The sequence below is a fragment of the Sinomonas sp. genome, assembly GCF_051955515.1.
GTDB lineage: Bacteria > Actinomycetota > Actinomycetes > Actinomycetales > Micrococcaceae > Sinomonas.
Genome location: NZ_JBQCGQ010000186.1, coordinates 1 through 15785, shown reverse-complemented (window position 1 = coordinate 15785; position 15785 = coordinate 1). Strand labels below are relative to the sequence as shown.

Annotated in this window: 19 protein-coding genes; 11 read left to right on the top strand and 8 right to left on the bottom strand. The window is 68.6% G+C overall.

From position 1 onward, the window contains the following. The first annotated feature begins 107 nt into the window (after positions 1 to 107). Both ACTHL9_RS10610 and ACTHL9_RS10605 read left to right on the top strand, forming a co-directional pair. Positions 108 to 1622 (top strand): CYTH and CHAD domain-containing protein, encoded by a 1515-nt coding sequence (locus ACTHL9_RS10610; protein ID WP_440518959.1) that lies wholly within the window; start codon positions 108 to 110, stop codon positions 1620 to 1622. A gap of 228 nt (positions 1623 to 1850) precedes the next feature. Next, positions 1851 to 3416: a CehA/McbA family metallohydrolase gene (locus ACTHL9_RS10605; protein ID WP_440518957.1), complete on the top strand. Its 1566-nt coding sequence runs from the start codon at positions 1851 to 1853 to the stop codon at positions 3414 to 3416. Between the two features lie 8 nt (positions 3417 to 3424). Here ACTHL9_RS10605 and ACTHL9_RS10600 read toward each other — a convergent pair whose 3' ends face one another. Together ACTHL9_RS10600 and ACTHL9_RS10595 are read right to left on the bottom strand one after the other, a co-directional pair. Further along, entirely contained in the window at positions 3425 to 3973 is a 549-nt protein-coding gene (locus ACTHL9_RS10600; protein WP_440518955.1) for a hypothetical protein, read from the bottom strand. A 393-nt stretch (positions 3974 to 4366) separates the two neighbouring features. After that, the gene (locus tag ACTHL9_RS10595; protein WP_440518954.1) at positions 4367 to 5020 is read right to left on the bottom strand and encodes a response regulator transcription factor; all 654 of its coding nucleotides are present in this window, start codon (positions 5018 to 5020) and stop codon (positions 4367 to 4369) included. 86 nt (positions 5021 to 5106) lie between these two features. Between ACTHL9_RS10595 and ACTHL9_RS10590 the strand changes: the two genes are divergently transcribed. Beyond that, the gene (locus tag ACTHL9_RS10590; protein ID WP_440518952.1) at positions 5107 to 5526 is read left to right on the top strand and encodes a hypothetical protein; all 420 of its coding nucleotides are present in this window, start codon (positions 5107 to 5109) and stop codon (positions 5524 to 5526) included. A 62-nt stretch (positions 5527 to 5588) separates the two neighbouring features. Then, entirely contained in the window at positions 5589 to 6359 is a 771-nt protein-coding gene (locus ACTHL9_RS10585; protein ID WP_440518951.1) for a sigma-70 family RNA polymerase sigma factor, read from the top strand. A 71-nt stretch (positions 6360 to 6430) separates the two neighbouring features. Here the strand turns inward: ACTHL9_RS10585 and ACTHL9_RS10580 are convergent, their stop codons facing one another. The 3 genes from ACTHL9_RS10580 to ACTHL9_RS10570 form a co-directional block, all read right to left on the bottom strand. Continuing rightward, positions 6431 to 7687, bottom strand: a complete 1257-nt coding sequence (locus ACTHL9_RS10580; RefSeq protein ID WP_440518949.1) for a glycosyltransferase — start codon at positions 7685 to 7687, stop codon at positions 6431 to 6433. Next, positions 7687 to 8289: a TetR/AcrR family transcriptional regulator gene (locus ACTHL9_RS10575; protein ID WP_440518948.1), complete on the bottom strand. Its 603-nt coding sequence runs from the start codon at positions 8287 to 8289 to the stop codon at positions 7687 to 7689. The genes ACTHL9_RS10580 and ACTHL9_RS10575 overlap by 1 nt, the downstream gene beginning before the upstream one ends. 92 nt (positions 8290 to 8381) lie before the next feature. Then, the gene (locus ACTHL9_RS10570; protein ID WP_440518946.1) at positions 8382 to 8711 is read right to left on the bottom strand and encodes an STAS domain-containing protein; all 330 of its coding nucleotides are present in this window, start codon (positions 8709 to 8711) and stop codon (positions 8382 to 8384) included. Positions 8712 to 8866: 155 nt separating this feature from the next. Here ACTHL9_RS10570 and ACTHL9_RS10565 point away from each other — a divergent pair, with 155 nt between their 5' ends. Together ACTHL9_RS10565 and ACTHL9_RS10560 are read left to right on the top strand one after the other, a co-directional pair. Next, complete coding sequence (locus ACTHL9_RS10565) at positions 8867 to 9166, top strand: DUF4193 family protein (protein WP_440518945.1); 300 nt, start codon at positions 8867 to 8869, stop codon at positions 9164 to 9166. Positions 9167 to 9287: 121 nt separating this feature from the next. Beyond that, positions 9288 to 9908, top strand: coding sequence for a uridine kinase (locus ACTHL9_RS10560; protein ID WP_440518944.1), 621 nt, complete (start codon positions 9288 to 9290; stop codon positions 9906 to 9908). A gap of 528 nt (positions 9909 to 10436) precedes the next feature. Here the strand turns inward: ACTHL9_RS10560 and ACTHL9_RS10555 are convergent. From ACTHL9_RS10555 to ACTHL9_RS10545, 3 genes are all read right to left on the bottom strand, one after another. Beyond that, positions 10437 to 10760 (bottom strand): hypothetical protein, encoded by a 324-nt coding sequence (locus ACTHL9_RS10555; protein ID WP_440518942.1) that lies wholly within the window; start codon positions 10758 to 10760, stop codon positions 10437 to 10439. Between the two features lie 456 nt (positions 10761 to 11216). Continuing rightward, the gene (locus tag ACTHL9_RS10550; protein ID WP_440518941.1) at positions 11217 to 11942 is read right to left on the bottom strand and encodes a response regulator transcription factor; all 726 of its coding nucleotides are present in this window, start codon (positions 11940 to 11942) and stop codon (positions 11217 to 11219) included. After that, the gene (locus ACTHL9_RS10545) at positions 11942 to 12658 is read right to left on the bottom strand and encodes a response regulator transcription factor (RefSeq protein ID WP_440518939.1); all 717 of its coding nucleotides are present in this window, start codon (positions 12656 to 12658) and stop codon (positions 11942 to 11944) included. The genes ACTHL9_RS10550 and ACTHL9_RS10545 overlap by 1 nt, the downstream gene beginning before the upstream one ends. Positions 12659 to 13174: 516 nt before the next feature. Here ACTHL9_RS10545 and ACTHL9_RS10540 point away from each other — a divergent pair. The 5 genes from ACTHL9_RS10540 (at position 13175) to ACTHL9_RS10520 (ending at position 15196) form a co-directional block, all read left to right on the top strand. Beyond that, positions 13175 to 13480, top strand: coding sequence for a hypothetical protein (locus tag ACTHL9_RS10540; RefSeq protein WP_440518937.1), 306 nt, complete (start codon positions 13175 to 13177; stop codon positions 13478 to 13480). 92 nt (positions 13481 to 13572) lie between these two features. Further along, the gene (locus ACTHL9_RS10535; protein ID WP_440518936.1) at positions 13573 to 14040 is read left to right on the top strand and encodes an SRPBCC family protein; all 468 of its coding nucleotides are present in this window, start codon (positions 13573 to 13575) and stop codon (positions 14038 to 14040) included. Positions 14041 to 14090: 50 nt separating this feature from the next. After that, positions 14091 to 14252: a hypothetical protein gene (locus tag ACTHL9_RS10530; protein ID WP_440518935.1), complete on the top strand. Its 162-nt coding sequence runs from the start codon at positions 14091 to 14093 to the stop codon at positions 14250 to 14252. 25 nt (positions 14253 to 14277) lie between these two features. Continuing rightward, positions 14278 to 14610, top strand: a complete 333-nt coding sequence (locus tag ACTHL9_RS10525) for a serine hydrolase (RefSeq protein WP_440518934.1) — start codon at positions 14278 to 14280, stop codon at positions 14608 to 14610. A gap of 94 nt (positions 14611 to 14704) precedes the next feature. Beyond that, positions 14705 to 15196 (top strand): PaaI family thioesterase, encoded by a 492-nt coding sequence (locus tag ACTHL9_RS10520; protein ID WP_440518932.1) that lies wholly within the window; start codon positions 14705 to 14707, stop codon positions 15194 to 15196. Positions 15197 to 15785 lie beyond the last annotated feature (589 nt).

Below are 15785 nucleotides of genomic sequence, written 5' to 3'. Positions count from 1 at the left end.
AAGGCCACCTCCCCGAGGAGGTGGCCTTCAACCTGTTCGTGGTCACCTCGCGTTTTCGGGTCATCCGACCGTTACGCCCGAGGGGCACTGAGGCGTAATCTCCTCGCGTGAAGGGATCCACGTCTGTCGAGTCCGAGAGGAAGTTCGAGATCCCCGGAGACGCGCCCGCGCCACCCGTCGAAACCCTCCCGGGCGTGCACGGAGCCGGTCCGGGGGCGGTGCATCGCCTCGAGGCCGTCTACTTCGACACCGCAGAGCTGTCGTTGGCCGCGCGGGGAATCACGCTGCGGCGGCGCACGGGCGGGAAGGATGCGGGGTGGCATCTGAAGCTCCCGCTCGGGCCGGACAAGAGGATCGAGGAGACCGAGCCGTTGGGATCCGACGCCGAAGAGGTGCCCTCTCGGCTTCGGGAGATGGTCGCGGCGCATGTGAGAGGCCGGCCTCTGACGCCGGTGGCCAAGGTGGAAACCGTGCGGAGGAGCACCCCGCTGGTAGGCGAGGGGAATTCGGTGCTGGCCGAGTTCAGCGACGACCGGGTCGAGGCCTGGTCCCTGCTCGGTGCCGGGGCGCCCCTGCAGTGGCGTGAGCTGGAGATTGAACTGGAGAACGGCCCGGAGGATCTCCTGGACGCGGCCGAGAGGCTCGTCGGCTCCCACGGGGGCCATCGATCGGCGTACACCTCGAAGCTCGCCCGCGCCCTCGGTGACTCCTACCCGCGGGCCGGGACTCCGTCGTCGCCCCCTCGGCGGAAGGGCCCGGCGGCGGATGTGCTGCTGGCCTACCTGCGCCACCAGGTCGAGGCGCTCAAGGAGATGGACCCGGGCGTGCGCAGGGGCGAGCCGCGGGCCGTGCACCAGATGCGGGTCGCCGCCCGGCGCATGCGCTCCACTCTCGCCACGTACCGGAGGTTCGCGGACCGGGACGCCGCAGACCGACTGCGCGAGGACCTGAAGTGGGTGGCGCAGTCCATCGGCGAGGCCCGCGATCTGGAGGTCATGCGCGAGCGGCTGGAGCACGCCGCGGCCGCCGAGCCGCCCGAGCTGCTCATGGGGCCGGTGGTCCAGCGCATCGACGAGGAGCTCGGCGCGCGCCACCACCGAGCCCATGCCTCCGGCCTGGAGGCTCTCGCGGGTGAGCGGTACTTTGCCCTCCTCGACGCGCTCGAGGCCTTCGTCGAGGACCCGCCCCTGACCGACGCGGGGCAGCGCAAGGCCCGCAAGGCCGTGGCCCGCCGCGTATCCCACGACCTCGATCGACTCCGCGAAGCGGTGGCCGCGGCCCAGGACGCGACCGGCACCCAGGAATCGGACGCCGCCCTGCACGAGGTCCGCAAATGCGCCAAGCGGCTGCGCTACGCGGCCGAGTCCGCCCGGCCGGTCCACGGCAAGCGGGCCAAGCGGCTCGCCAAAGACGCCAAGCGCATCCAGACGATCCTCGGGGACCACCAGGACAGCGTGGTGACCCGCGCGCTGCTGCGCGAACTCGGCACCTCGGCCTACCTTGAAGGCGCCAACGCCTTCAGCTTCGGCAGGCTGCACGCGAACGAACAGCAACGAGCCTCAGAGGCACGCGCCGAGTTCTGGCGGTACTGGGAACATTTCAGCCCGAAGCGCCTGCACTAGTGGAACGGCGTCGGCGCCCGTTTCCCTCGCGTCACCGAGCCCGTCCAGTCAGGGCGGGGGGAGCCGCCCGAGTCTGTGCGGGTCGGCAGGACGAGGAGAGCATCGTGCGGCCCCCCGCATCGGTACCGGCGAAGGTACGCGGGTTGCGCCGTTCGGAATCTGCCGAATTCTTTACACGTTCCACCCGTCTTTGCCAACTGTTAAATCCACATGGTGAATGTGTCCCGAGTGACTTCTCCCTGCAAGGCCCACAGCGCCGACACATCTGCCCTCCTGCCCACGACGCGGCGGGGCTTCCTCACAGCCGCGCTCACCGGCGCGGCCCTGACCCTGACGCCGATGACCTTCGCGGCGGCGGACAGCGGCACCAGCACGACGAAGACGATCACCGGGCACCTTGACCCGGGCGCGGCCGATTTCGTCTACCTGCCTGTCGACGTCCCCGCCGGAGTCAACCGGATCAGCGTGTCCTACACGTACAGCAAGCCCTCGGTCCCCTCGGGCCTGCTGTCCAACGCCTGCGACATCGGGATGTTCGACGAGCGGGGCACCGATCTGCAGGGCAAGGGCTTCCGCGGCTGGTCGGGCGGCTTCCGCACCGAGTTCACGATCAGCGCCTCGGACGCCACTCCGGGCTACCTCCCCGGCCCGATCGGCAGGGGAACCTGGAACGTGGTCCTTGGGCCCTACCAGGTCTCCGGGCAGGGCATGGACTACAGCGTGACCGTCACCCTTGACCACGGGCCCGACGGCGCCCCTTACCGCCCGCAGTATCCGGCTCAGGCGGTTCCCGGCAAAGGGGCTGGCTGGTACCGCGGTGACGCCCACCTGCACACCGTCTACTCCGACGGCAGGCGCACCCCCGAGGAGGTGGCCGCCGGAGCCCGTGCTGGTCGCCTCGACTTCATGATCTCCACGGACCACAACACTCCCGCCTCCCATGGCGTGTGGGGACCGCTCGCAGGGAACGACCTGCTCATCCTGACCGGCGAGGAAGTGACAACCCGCAATGGTCACTACCTCGCGCTCGGCCTCGAGCCGGGCGAGTGGATCGACTGGCGGTACCGCGCACGGGACAAGGGCTTCGAGGACGCCGCGCAGCTCATCCACTCCAAGGGCGGCCTCGTGGTTCCGGCCCACCCGTACTGCCCGTACGTCGCGTGCCGCTGGAAGTTCGGGTACGAACACGCCGATGCCGTCGAGGTCTGGACCGGGCCATGGACGGTGGACGATGAGTCATCCGTGAACACGTGGGACTCCATGCTGGTCGAATCGGCACGGACGAACGGACGCTGGCTTCCGGCGATGGGGAACAGCGACGCCCACAGCGTCCCCCAGGTGATCGGCTGGCCGCACAACGTCGTCAACGCTGCAGCGCTCTCCCACGACGCCGTGCTCGAGGGCATCCGCAGCGGCCGCTCGTGGATCGCGGAATCTGCCGACGTCACCCTCGATTTCACCGTGACGTCAGGCGGCAGGACCGCAGGGATCGGCGAGCGGCTCGACGTCGCCCACGACGCGCCCGTGTCGGTGACGGCCACCATCGGCGGGGTGCCCAACGGCGTCGTCCGCTTCATCACCGACGAGGGCCAGACGCAGCAGGTCACCCTCCCGGCCTCCGGCCAAGGAACGAGCACGTGGCTCACCACGCCCCAACTCGCCGCCTACATCCGCGTCGAGGTGCGGCATCCCAAGGGCGACGGCACCTCCGGCAGCGGCACCGAAATGGGCCCCAACCTGCCGCTCGGCCCCATGGCGGCCCTCACCAACCCGATCTTCCTCGGATCCAAGTAGGCGCCAGGTCAGCCCTTGTGGTTGTCGGGGATCGGCGGCAGGCCGAGAGCCTGGACGGCGATGGTCCAGTCGGTCGCAAACGCCTTCTGGGCCGCGGAGAGCAACACGCGGTGCTCCCGGATCGCCTGGCAGACGTAGTCCTCGACCTGATCCTTCGAATTGTGCACCGTCGAGGTCTCGGACCCCATCCCGGGCAGGAAGACGTTGGATTCGGGCCAGAGGTTGGCCAGGGACGAGGCGCCCCCAGCGCACAGCGGCACGAGGTGGTCCAGCTCGTACTCGGACGATTGGGAGGCGGGCACGCCGTAGGCAGCGAGAATCTTCTTCTTCGCTGTGTCGGACAGCGCAGCCGGCGGGCGAACCGAAGAGGTGTAGCCGCCGGAGCGACCCAGGGTGGAGTCGACGTTCCCGTCAGCCACGGCGCTGTCCGTCGAGCCCGGGTCGCAGGCCGGGTCCGGGAGCTGGGCGCCGTCGGCCGCGGTGCGATAGTGGCAGCTGTTGGGCGCAGGCACCGTCCCCTCGAGCCCGGCGTCGGTCCACCCGTGGCCATCGGCCACGACCGGCCCAGAGCCGCCCGGCGAACCCGCCCCGGGTCCGATGGTCGAGCGTGGGCTGGCGGAGGCGCTCTGGGCCGGCCCTGCGGTCGGTATCCGTGCGCACCCGCCCAGAGGTACGAGGGCGGCCGCGCAGACACATGCTGCCAGGGCTCGGCGACGGTTCATAGCCCTCACGTGTGTACCCTCTCCCCTTCCCTTGTCGACCCTGTCCAGAGGGTCCCGCTGCGAGTGCGGACGAGTCTTATGCCGCCTTCGGCGTAGCTGGGCCGCACTCTGATCCTCTCACCTCTTACGCCGTCACACGGGCCGGCGTGTGCTTCCCCAACAGGCCCGCTCTCCGGAGACCGGCCTTTTTGCGCCACCGGACGGGTGGCCGGCCGTGGATCCCCTGCGTTAGGGGGCTGAGGGGATGTGGCTGGGGTGGGGGATGCGTTCGCGGTCAGGGCGGAAGCGGTGCTCGACGGCCCAGAGGATGGCGTTGGAGCGGTTGGTGACCCCGATGCGGCGGTAGGCGCTGCGGATGTAGGTCTTGACGGAGTTGATTGACAGGAGCGTCCGCTCGGCGATCTGGGCGTTGCTCAGGCCCTGGGTGATCAGGGCCAGGATCTCGGCCTCGCGCTGGGTCAGGCCCTCTTCCCGTCCGGGCCAGTCGCCTCCGATTGCAGTCGCCGTCCCCCGGGCTTCCGGGTTCTGGGGCTGTTCGCCGCGGTGCACGGCCTGCAGGGCCGCGACCAGCTGGCCGGCCGGGAGCGCCTTGGACAGGTAGGCACTTGCCCCGTTGGCAAGGGCCGCGGCGACCAGGGCCGGGTCGAGGTTCCAGGAGTAGACCACGACCTTCCCGGCCAAGGGGTCCTGGGCGAGGAGGTGGACGGCTTCGCTGTCGCCCTGGGTGGCAGCGAAGGTGTCGTAGAGGGTGATGTCCACTGGTTTCCCGGGGTTCCGGCCAAGGTCGAGCTCCACGACCTCCACCCGGTCCCGATACGCGCGCAGCATCGCCGCGATCCCGCGCACCACGATCTCGTAGTCGTTGACCAGGGCGATGCGCATGGGCCCCATCATCCCACCCTTAAACCATTGGTTTCACACCCGGGAGGGTGAAGCGGGCCCTCCCCTTGCGGGGTAGCGTCGTGGATGTGGGCGACCCGCAGAACGGGCGGGGCCCGCCGGCAGCGCCTCCGGAGCAGGCGCAGGAGAGCGGGGTCGCTGTGGACCTGAACGATGGCACGGCCGCCGCGGAGGCGGGGAGCACCGTCCTGGAGCACGCCAGTGTCCGGGAGCTAATCGCGCTGCTGGCCCGGGTCGAGGAGGAGAGCCTGCGCTGTGCGGAGTCCGGGGTGCCCGGGCAGCGCACAGCGCTGGCCGAGCGCGGACAGGCGATCGTGACGGAACTGCGCCGACGCAGTACAGCCGACGCCCTGAGCGCCCGGTGTGCCGTGGAGCAGGGCAAGGGGGCGGGGACCTCCGGTGCGTTCTCCGCCCATTCGGGCGCGCTCGTCCGTCGGGGATCCCTGAGCGTCGGCGCCTCCGTCCCGTCACGGCGCGACGCGCGGTGAGCACTCCCGGCTTCCCGCCCCCGGTGCCGCCCACCGCGCGCACTGATGGAAGACCCCAGAACGTGGAGAGTGAGGGTGGGGCATCCGCTGCGGGGGGCAGTGCTCCGGCAGCGGCGTCGGGGGCCGCTGCCGTCCAAGGCACGGCCGAGCTGTCGCCGGCCGAGCTGGTCACGGAATATCTGGGCGTTGCCGATGCCGTGGCCCGTCGGCTCTGGTGTCCTGGCCACGACAGGGACGACCTGCGCCAGGTCGCCCGCCTCGGCCTCCTCCACGCGGCCCTCCGCTACCGGGTCGAGATGGGCGAGAGGTTCGTCCCCTACGCCGTCGCCACGATCAGCGGCGAGCTCAAGCACTACCTGCGCGACCAGTCGTGGACGATCCGTCCTCCGCGCGGGCTCCTGGACCTGCGCCTCAGGATCAACTCCGCCCGCCCCGCCCTCGCCCAGTCCCTCGGGCACGACCCCAGCGCGGCCGAGCTCAGCGCAGTGCTCGGTGTGCCGGCCGAGAGGGTCAGCGAAGCCCTCCTCGCCGATGCCTCCCTGACGCACCGCGTTCTGGAGCAGTTCGACTCCTCGGAGAACGAGGAGGACTCCCATCACCACAGCCTCGTCCCGCCGTTCTGCGAGCCGGGATTCGACCGGGCCGAGCAGCTCCTCGACCTCACCCGCGCCCTCAGGGACCTCACCGACACGGACAGGCGGCTCCTCCACCTGCGGTTCGGGCTGGAGATGACCCAGTCGGAGATCGCGCTCGAGCTCGGCGTAAGCCAGATGCAGGTATCACGGGCCCTGCGCAGCCTCCTGGGCCGGCTGCGGCGACGGATGCAGGACTAGCCCGAGACGGCAGGCCCGCCGAAGCCAGAGTTCGGTCCCGTCTTTCGACAGCGCCCGGGCTCGTCTGCTTCTCAGCTCCGCTGACTCCGGCTTTGACCGTGCGAGCGCTGGCCGAGAAGCGACTCGAACTCGTCCGCGCCGGCGCTGGCCCCGCCTGCAGCGTGGTATCCCTCCGCAACCCGGCGGGCGCCGTCGCCCATCGTCGCCGCCTTGCCCACGGCATCGCGGAGCCCCTCCGGAGTGAGCCTGCCCTTGGGCAGCCGCACTCCGGCGCCTGCGTTCTTCACCCGGGCTGCCACCTCTAGCTGATCCCGCCCGAACGGCACGACGACGCACGGGACCCCGGCGCTGAGCGCCTTCTGCGTCGCGCCCATCCCGCCGTGGGTCACGGCAACCGCGGAGCGTGCCAGGACCGGCGCGTGCGGGATGAACCGCTCCACCCGGGCATTCGGCGGCAGCGGCCCGATGTCCGCCACCCCCGCAGGCATCGTCACGACGACGCGGTACGGCTCGCCCGCGAGGCCCTTGACCGCGGCTCTGGCCAGCGCCTCGTCGGCCTGATATTCGGAGGACGTCGTGACGAGGACGAACGGGTCACCCGGATCGCTGACCCATTCCGGGGTCTGGGCGGGCGGCTCCCAAGGGAGCGCGCCGATGAGCCGGACATTGCCGCCCCAATCTGTGCGCGGGTACTCGAATGGTTCCGCCGTCATGATCAGGAGCAGGGCTGTCCTGCGGAAGAACGCGTCCGTGGTCGGCACGGGACCGAGGCCCTGCCCGGCCCGCAGCTGTGTGAGGCGAGGCATGAAAGCTCTCTCGACCGCGCCGATCGTGAGCTGGCGGACGACGGCGTCGCGCGCTGTGCCCAGCGGTCCGGGCAACGGCAGGAGGCCGGGCCCGAAGGGCGGAGCCGAGCGCGAGCGGAGGGATGGCGTGTAGGGACTGAAGGTTGCCCGGGCCCCGCCCCACGCCTCTGCGGCGCAGAGTGCGCCCCAGGCGTTGATATCGACGATCATCCCGTCCGGACGAACGGAATCGGCGGCGGCGAGGAGATCGGGGGCGTCGAATGCGCCGCGCGCGGACACTGCCTCGGCGAACGCGGAGAGCGCCTGCACCGGCCCCTTGGCGGCGTAGTCCGCGATGCCCACTGCCTCGATCCGCGGATCGATCGGCTCTGCTTCCACCCCCTGGGCGCGCACCATCTCGACTTGAGAGGCGAGGGTCCGGACGTGCACCCGGTGGCCGCGGGCGCGCAGTTCCAGCAGGAGCGGCATCAGCGGGAAGAGGTGGCCCATGGCGGGAGAGGTATAGGCGAGTATGCAGGACATCATGACCTCCGAGTGAGGGGCTCGAGGAGCTCGATGAGCGCCTCGCGATACGCCTGGGGGCTCAGCCCGGCGTCCAGCCGGAGGAGCTTCCACACGTAGACGTCGCACACTGCGACGATCTGGGCCAGGCGGCGCCGACGCTCGGCACCCACCAGTCCGTCGAAAGATGGCGCGAACACCCGTTCGCACCAGGCTCTGTGGTAGGCGCGGCCGGCACTCGTGACGGTCGCCATGAACGGCGAGGAGGCCTCCTCCGCGAGCAGCCGCAGGGCGAGGCGCCCGTCCCGCTCGTAGTGCTCGGCGAGGTTCGCGATGGCCCCTGCGAGGTCGCCCGGCACGGCCGGGTCCCGCTCCGCAGCTACTCTGGCCGCCTCTCGCGCGGCGGTGGCGGCGAAGAGCCCTTCCTTGTCGCCGAAGCGGCGCAGGACCGTCTGGACGCTCACGCCGGCGCGATTGGCCACCGCGTCGAGCGTGATGCTCGCAACGGGCGCGCCGTCCGCGAACTCACCTGCCGCGGCGTCCAGGATCCGATCGGCGGTAGCGGCGGCGGATTCGGCCCGCTTCGTCATCACATAGCTCCGGGACGAAGCCCCAGATTTCATGTCACTAAGACTAACTCCAATTTTGGGTGACCGCCAGATCTGCTCGGAGGCACTGGGTGCATGGTCAGCTGGTGGGCAGCGTCCGGGACGGTCTAGGTGGGGAACGCCTCCTCGGCGGTCGCGTGCATCGGTAGCACCCGGACGACGTTCGTGCGCTCCAGGAGTTCGCGCACGGCCGGTCTGGCCTTGACGATCCGGAGGTCTCCGCCTGCCTGGCGCGCGGCCCGGCAGGCGGTGACAAGCGCTCCGAGGCCGGTGGAGTCCATGGTCGGAACCCCGCCGAGGTCGAGCACGATATGGGCCTGGCCTTCGGCGACTGCGAGGTCGACCGCTTCGGCGAGCATGCCGGCGCTGGTGAGGTTGACCCTTCCTCTCAGGGCGATCTCGCGGTACCCGAGGCGATCGGCGATCGTGATGTCCATGGTCCTCCCCGCTCGCGTTCTGTCCCCCGCCTCGACACCATACTGCTCACTGCCCGCGCAGCTCAGGAAGCAGTGGGCCCGCGTCCCATGTCTCGGCGGGGTGGTGTACGGTTGCCAGCTGCACGTTCTGATCGACTTGGAAGGGAGGAGGCCCCGTGGCCGCTGACTACGATGAGCTGCGCCCCGACGTCAGGGAGTCTCAGGAGGACTCGCTCGAAGCGGTGAAGTCCGCGAATGCGAAGGATCCGCGTAGCGTCGTCCGCGATCTCGACGGCGACGACCTGGACTCAGACGAGATCCCCGGCGGGGAACTCGTCGACGGCGAGCTCACTGTGCACCTCGTGCCCCAGGGCGAGGACGAGTTCGTCTGCCAGTCGTGCTATCTGGTCCGCCACCGATCCCAGATCGCCAGGGTCGACAGCGCCGGTGCATACTGCGCCGACTGCGAGGCCTGAGACGGGCGCTGTGTTCAGGCCTCGTCCTCAAGCCTAGGGAGGCAGCCCTGTGCGGGGCCGCGTCATCAGGCGGTGCGGCCTCAGCTGAAGAGGACCTCCCGCCGAAGACGATAATCGATAGGTGCCCTCCTACGCCCCGCTGACACCCGACGCGCTGGTTTCCATGGTTGCGGAGCGCTGCTTGGTCCGTGCGGGCCGGACCAGGGTCGCTGTCGACGGGGCGGAAGCGGCCTCGCCGGCCGACCTCGCACGGAGAATCGCCGCGAGACTGCGCTCAACGGGCCGACCTGCGGAAGTGGTGGAGCTGAAGGATTTCCTGCTGCCGGCCTCCCAGCGGCTGGAGTTCGGCCGTGAGGACCCAGACAGCTACCGCGAACGCTGGTTCGACTTCGCCGCGCTGGCCCGGGAGGTGCTGGACCCCCTCGCCTCACCACGAGCTGCGCTGTGGCTGCCGCGACTGCGGGACCCGGAAACCGACCGCTCGGCACGCGCCCAACGGCAGCCGGCGCCCGATGATCTGGTCCTGCTGGTGGCAGGTCCCATGCTGTTGGGCCGCTGGCTGGACTTCGACCTGTCCGTCGCCTTGCAGATGGACGAGGGCGTGCTCCGCGAACGCACGTCGGCTGAGCTCGCTTTCACCGTGGAAGGCGTCCTCGAGCACGAAAAAGAAAACCATGAAGAACCCGACATCCTGGTGCGGTACAACCATCCGGATCGGCCCGCCGTCGCGGTTGCCTCCTGATCGCGCCCGACGCCGTCAGCGGAGGATGCAGAGGGCGGTGTGCTCGTCAGGGCTTACTTCTCCCGGGCAAGCGCTCCGGATCATCGAGCGAGCCGACTCCGAGAGTTCCCGGGTCGGAGCTATCGACTCCGGCAGCAGGCAGGAGGACGATTGAAGGGCAGTCACCACGAGGAGGATGTGATGTGCTACGCATCGAGCAACGACTTCGGGTGGGGTGCCAGGAAACAAACCGGGCGCCGGCCTGAAGCGAAACCGGAAACCCCTGCGGAAACTCCGAAGAGGCCGGCCAAGACACAGGACTTCACGTTCTTGGCCTTCCCCAAGTGGCGCAGGACGCCTGCGCCCCGCACCCCCTCCGCCGAAGGGACCAAGGAGAGGGTCTGATGTCCGCGCAACGCCCGGGCAAGAGTCAGTAGTCAAAGGAGGGGTTCTCGGTGAGGACCCCTCCACCGCGTCACTCCCCTTCGCCAGCGGGGCGCCCGACAGCATAGCTCAGGTGCCCGTCAGTTTCCGGCTCCGCCCCTCCCTTCAGCCCAGTGCAGCCCAGCCGGGACCTATGAGCTCCCCCAACTGGGAGCGCCGCTCACTGCAGAGAACTCCTCTCTGCTCGGCGGACTGCTGATCCTGCAGCCACGATCCGAGTCGCACCTCGGACGGGTCTGTCGCCTCGCGGTCAGGCAAGCGACCCCGCTTCGCCAGGAACCCGCTCACTCGCTCGAGGCAGGCTGCGAACTCGTCGTCGTTCTGCCGGGGATCTCCGAGCCCGCTGATCTGCCGGGAGAGGTACCGCCTCATTGCTTCATCCACGTACACAGCCCCCAATTCATCCTCGTCGTGGATGGGATTGTACATGTCTAATCCGAGAGTTCTGCCTCACCTTGCTATGGCGATTGGCGGTTGCCGACGACGACCCCGACGGGCCCGCTCCTGCGCCAGTACCAGCGTCACGCATGCAGGCCGGCCCACGGGCACCCTCGAGTTCACCATCCCAGGCGTCGTCGAGTTCGTCCGAGCAGGAGCTCGGCCGGATCTGGACCGCACGGAGGCTCCAACGGCCATTCCCCGAGTACTCGGTGGGGCTGTGGCGGGTGACAAGGATGCCGCACCCCGAGGCCAGTGGGTGCGGGCGCACGCACTCCTCGGCCTCGTTGGAGGAGTCGCGTGCGGCGGCGTGTGGTCGGCCGCGACGCGAAGCAGCGGGATTGAAGCCGCTGTTCGGGTGATGACCGTCACATGAAGCTGCCATTGCGGCTGCGTGCCCAGCGACGGTCGTTCGCCGTCGGCGAAGCCGAGCGCAGCCCCGGTTCGTCAGCGGCGTGGCGGCGCCTTGAGCGGCTCGCCCCTCAGCAGCCGCAGCGCGTCGATCCGGTTGGTGCACCCCAGCTTGGCGTATGCGTGTTCCAGATGCTTGGCGACGGTCCTCGGGCTCACCCCGAGCAAGTGGCCGATCGCCACTCCCGTGAGCCCTCTGCCGAGGAGCTGGAGGATCTCCTGCTCCCGGACCGTCAACGAATACGCGTCACCGAGAGAGTGCTCTGGAGGAGCCTCCGAGTACGCGGTGTCGAGCAGGCGCAGCATCGTCTGGATGGGCCGTGCCAATTCCAGCGCGCTATCCCTGAAGTCGGCCCCTCCTCTGACCACCGACCATGCGCGGAAGCTCTGGGGCCTCGGGCTGGAGGTGAGGATCGTGATCTGTCGGTCGATGCCAAGGGGCCGGTACGCCTCTTGGTAAGTGCGGGTCCGATGCAGGGCGAAGTCTGTCGCGACATCGCTCAATCGACGGATGCCGCCGAAAGCGGCCGGGGCCGCCAAGTAACTCACGACGAGGGGGTGATCCATGAAGATCTCGCTGGGCAGGGACTTGATGTACGGGTCATTGATGATTTCTGCCTCGCCGGAGACAGCATCGTAGGCGACCCGGGAGGCGCCGACGCACTCGAACATCCTCAGAAGCAGCTCGCTGGCCGCTTGAAAGTACTCGTCCCGACTGGAGAGGCGAATGAGTTCGGCGGCGAGATTAGCCTCGGGATCCATCAGTCCCCCTTCAGCATGCGAAGGGCGTCGATCCGCTTGGTGCGCCCGAGCTTGGCGTAGGCATGCTCCAAATGCTTCGAGACGGTCCTGGGGCTGATCCCCAACAGGTGGCCGATGGCCACTCCGGTGAGCCCTTTCCCGAGGATCTGGAGGATCTCCTCTTCGCGAGAAGTCAGGGCAAAATCGTGGGATGAACGCGTGCCGCTCGCCCCGCCGTCGCCGGAGTATGCGAGGTCAAGCAGCGAAAGTACTGGCTGGAGAGCTCGCGCCAAGTCCATTTCCGTGTCAGTGAAGTCGAGCATGCTGCGGCTGAGCACCCAAGCACGGACCTTCACTGGTCCCGGTTGAGCGGTAGGGATCGAGAACTGCCGGGCGGTCCCCAAGAGCCGAAGGCCCTCCTGATAGGACCTCGTCTTGCGCAGCTCGCGATCACTCACGAGATCGCTGATGCGCCGCACATCGGTCTCGCAGCGCACCTGGAGGTAACTCACGATCAGCGGGTCGTCGCCGTAAAGGTCGAGGATCACATGCGCTGGGACAGTAGGCAGTTCGGGGAAGGTCATTGCCTCGGCCACCTGCACCTTGGCGTCCATGGCATACCACGCCACGCGATCCGAAGGGAACAGCTTCATGAGCAGCTCGCTCGTCGCCTGCAGGTAAACGTCGCGGCTCGGCGATCGCGTCAATTGCGCGACAAAGTCTGCTGCCGGATCCATCAGTCCCCCCTGAGCACGCTGCGCGTGGTGATCAGGCTGGTGCTGGCAAAGCCCCCCGGTTCGGGCGGGAGCTGGGCACCGGGCTCCACACGCACGCACCCCCTCGGACACTCGGCCTCAACCGACGGGGACGACCATAGAAAGTGCCACGCATACGCACAAGTGCGTATTGCTTAGAGAATGCTGGGAACAGACGATCTTGCTGTGGGAGATCTGCCGCGAGCAGCCTTCCTGAGACCTCCCATCCGATTGGTTTTCGCGCCGGGGCCACGCAACCGGAAGATCAAGTCTCGAATACGACAATTTCATCAAAGTGGAGCTCAGGTCCTTGAAAAATTGGCGATGGAGGTGTCGCCCGACGATCTAACGCGCTTTCAGGACCCTCCTCGGCGACGGGAACCTCGACGAGGCCGCTCCGCCGGGGACCGCGACCGGGGGGCTCGGCCCGGATCAGCGGGCCTCGCACCACCCGACGTCGCCGATGCGGGAGCAGCCCAGAAGGAAAGGCTAGGAACAATGGACAACAAGGACCTCATCCGCAAGGCCTACGAACTCTTCAGCGTCGCTCATGACTTCCTGCCCAAGTTGGCCAGACTCAGCGGCTCGACCTACGCAGCAACCCTGATCGATGTCGCCGACGGCGGGCGGCACACCGTCGCGATCCATCGCGGCCAGGCCGAACGCGACGGGAACTCCATCGACAACATCTCCTGCAATGTCTTCCGCATCGAGGACGGCCTCATCCAAGCCGTGCATACCTACCCATGGGACGCCCGCGCCATGGACGCCTTCGGGACCTCCAAGCAGCTCGCGGCGTCCTAGGCCATTCCCCGCCACTGCCCTTGCGCTGCCGGCTGCCACCCGGCGTTCTGCAGCAAGGGCGAACCCATCTCCTGAAGAAAACGAGGCTCAATATGCCTGTCACCGACGAGAGCATCGTCGTTCCGGCCCCGACAGAGGTGATCTACGACTACCTCAGCGATCCAACCCACCGGCCCGAGTACGACGCAACCATCCTCACCTCCGAACTCGACGGAGACGGGCCCGTCCGCGTCGGCTCACGCTTCGGAGGGAAGGCGAGGATCCTAGGCCGCCCATTCGACTGGAAGGTCGAGGTGACCGAGGACGACCGTCCCCGCAGGCAGGCCTACAAGTCGGTCGAAGGCCCGATCAGCTTCACCGGCGCGATCACCCTCACATCTGAGGCCGGGGGAACCCGTGTGAACTGGCGCATCGACTCCACCACTGGTCTCGGCGGCGTCTTCGGCAGCATCGCCGACGGGCTGGTGAACAAGGCGTACGCGCGGCAGGTGCGCGCGAACCTCCAGACTCTCTCCGAGATCCTGACCGAGCACAGGGAGGGCTCGGGAGCCTCGCGCTGAGCCGGAACCGAGATCAGGACCAGCTTCGCCTGCATGGAATTGGGGTCGCAATGACGGACATGAACAACCAGCGCCCGGGCGTGGGAATGCCGATTCTTGCCGCAGTGGGAGCGCTCGCCCTCGTGATCGGCGGAGTGCTGGGGGCGCTTGGCGTGTATCTGCGCTCGGCCAAGGCGCTCGACGAAGCGCTCCAGCGCGCCACCTTCGAGTAGCCAACGACCTGGACGGTGACCTCGGATGATCCCACTCTCCCGCAGCCCCATCGAGCAGAAGGCGGCACTGTTCCTGACTGACGGGGGCGTGCTCGGCCGTGGTGCAGGCCAAGGGACCGGGCGAAGAATGGTCGAAGACCTGGTCGTGCTCAAGCTGGTCGAAGACCACCTCATCGGGCTCGGCCGCCCCGTTAGCAATGTCGTTCCGGACTTCAACGCGATCATGCACCGTCCCGGACCGATCACCGTCCGGGACGTGCTCGCCCAGACCTCCGGCATCCCGGGCGACATCCCCGTCACACTCCCGAACGTGGACATCCGCCCACAGGACTCGCCCTGCTCGGGGCAGCCTCGATGACGGTTGCGACGATTGCCCGACAACGGAAGACTGCGATGTGAAAGTTCGGCCCGCGCCCATCAGGCCAGGCCGTGACCACGACCGGAGGGAAGAGATGACCAGCGGCCAGCGGATGGTGGAATGGGCAGACCAGCGGCCCGGCTGGGCGGCCCTCCCGAAGATGGGCGGGCTCGACTTCCTCCGGGCCATGGTCCGCGGCGAGATCCCCGCTCCCCCAATCGCATCGCTCTACCGGATGAGGCTCGTCCGCGCCGACCCCGGCGAGGTCACCTTCGAGTGGGAGCCGGACCAGGCCCAGTGCAGCCCGAACGGGAGCGTCCTCGGCGGCGCGCTCTCCGGGCCCCTCGACTCAGCCCTCGGCTGCGCCGTGCACACCACGCTCTCCCCCGGGCAGGGTTACACCTCGATCGAGATCAAGATGAGCTACCTGCGCCCCATGCAGGCAGGGATGGGCGTGCTGACCTGCGAGGCCAGGGTGACCAAGCCAGGCAGCCGGGTGGCCTTCTCCGAGGCCACCGTGGCCGACCCGGCCGGGAAGCTGATCGCCACGGCAAGCAGCTCATTCCTTGTCTTCCCGCTCCCCTGAGCCAAGGGTGGCCCGGCGGAGCCCGCCTCGGAGAATGCTCCTGCCTCCGGCACGGGGTCGGGCTCGTTCCACCCTTCTCCGGGAACGCACCGCTCCCTCCCGTCACTTGACGGGCTCCTCCCAGGGTGCGCACCCTTGACGGGATACGGCGGAGGGGAGCTTGTCGACAAAGGGGGATCCCATGCGGATTCATCTTGCAGCCGGGCCACGGCCCATCGCCCCGTCATCGCAATGCACGTCGCGACGCGCCCTGGGCGTCCGAGTGCATCGCCCCCTGGGACCCGCGAGCACTGGGCGCAGGCGGCTTCGTTCTGCGGCCTAGCTCTGGTGGTGGCGGGTCATGGAGACAGCAGCGGAGCCCCCAGAGACCCGAGGAGCTCACGCGCTTTCCAGTGGAGCCCCCTGCCGGATTCGAACCGGCGACCCTCTGGAGGGCCCGGTCAAATCCGGTACGGACCAGTTGTCTCGGGAACTCGCGGATTCCCTTGTGTTGACAGGGAACCGGGCGGTTCGCTTGATCCGAGTGTACCCGGTCGTCGGCGGTCCGTCCCGGGCGATTTAGATGGGTATTTGATGAGTCCGCGGCGAA

What these genes read in the sequence shown, in the direction of transcription:
- ACTHL9_RS10595 (WP_440518954.1), bottom strand. Translation starts at nt 5,020, where the DNA reads ATGCGCATCGCCCTGGTCAACGACTACGAGATCGTGGTGCGCGGGATC.
- ACTHL9_RS10580 (WP_440518949.1), bottom strand. Translation starts at nt 7,687, where the DNA reads ATGTCCTGCATACTCGCCTATACCTCTCCCGCCATGGGCCACCTCTTC.
- ACTHL9_RS10575 (WP_440518948.1), bottom strand. Translation starts at nt 8,289, where the DNA reads ATGAAATCTGGGGCTTCGTCCCGGAGCTATGTGATGACGAAGCGGGCC.
- ACTHL9_RS10570 (WP_440518946.1), bottom strand. Translation starts at nt 8,711, where the DNA reads ATGGACATCACGATCGCCGATCGCCTCGGGTACCGCGAGATCGCCCTG.
- ACTHL9_RS10555 (WP_440518942.1), bottom strand. Translation starts at nt 10,760, where the DNA reads ATGTACAATCCCATCCACGACGAGGATGAATTGGGGGCTGTGTACGTG.
- ACTHL9_RS10550 (WP_440518941.1), bottom strand. Translation starts at nt 11,942, where the DNA reads ATGGATCCCGAGGCTAATCTCGCCGCCGAACTCATTCGCCTCTCCAGT.
- ACTHL9_RS10545 (WP_440518939.1), bottom strand. Translation starts at nt 12,658, where the DNA reads ATGGATCCGGCAGCAGACTTTGTCGCGCAATTGACGCGATCGCCGAGC.
- ACTHL9_RS10540 (WP_440518937.1), top strand. Translation starts at nt 13,175, where the DNA reads ATGGACAACAAGGACCTCATCCGCAAGGCCTACGAACTCTTCAGCGTC.
- ACTHL9_RS10535 (WP_440518936.1), top strand. Translation starts at nt 13,573, where the DNA reads ATGCCTGTCACCGACGAGAGCATCGTCGTTCCGGCCCCGACAGAGGTG.
- ACTHL9_RS10530 (WP_440518935.1), top strand. Translation starts at nt 14,091, where the DNA reads ATGACGGACATGAACAACCAGCGCCCGGGCGTGGGAATGCCGATTCTT.
- ACTHL9_RS10525 (WP_440518934.1), top strand. Translation starts at nt 14,278, where the DNA reads ATGATCCCACTCTCCCGCAGCCCCATCGAGCAGAAGGCGGCACTGTTC.
- ACTHL9_RS10520 (WP_440518932.1), top strand. Translation starts at nt 14,705, where the DNA reads ATGACCAGCGGCCAGCGGATGGTGGAATGGGCAGACCAGCGGCCCGGC.